1 pseudogene is annotated in these 284 nt (G+C 40.1%); it reads right to left on the bottom strand.

Annotation, left to right across the window (positions count from 1 at the left end):
• Positions 1–248, bottom strand: a pseudogene (locus SB719_RS19625) (single-stranded DNA-binding protein); the annotation flags it as partial.
• Between the last annotated feature and the right edge of the window lie 36 nt (positions 249–284).

The raw sequence follows: 284 nt of genomic DNA, 5'->3' as shown, positions 1-284 counted from the left end.
GATTCATCATCAATATTCGGAATTGCACTCTGATTCAGAAATTTAGATTCATCATAATTAGAAAAGCCGCTCACCTGTTTCACTTTCAGCACAAAATTTGCGCCTTCCCACGGACAGGTCACATCCACCGGGGTTTCGCCCATTTCCACATCCACTGCAATCATTGCATTAATTTTATCCCAAATTTTTTTGCCAAAACGATATTTAAACACTTTACCTTCATTTTCCGGTGCTGCCGGATCTTTCACAACCAGAATATTTGCCCAATAGCTGGTTTTGCGTTT

The organism is Pantoea sp. SIMBA_079 (assembly GCF_046940275.1).
GTDB lineage: Bacteria > Pseudomonadota > Gammaproteobacteria > Enterobacterales > Enterobacteriaceae > Pantoea > Pantoea borealis.
The sequence above is the reverse complement of the archived record's forward strand: the minus strand, read 5'-3'. Positions and strand labels throughout refer to the sequence as shown.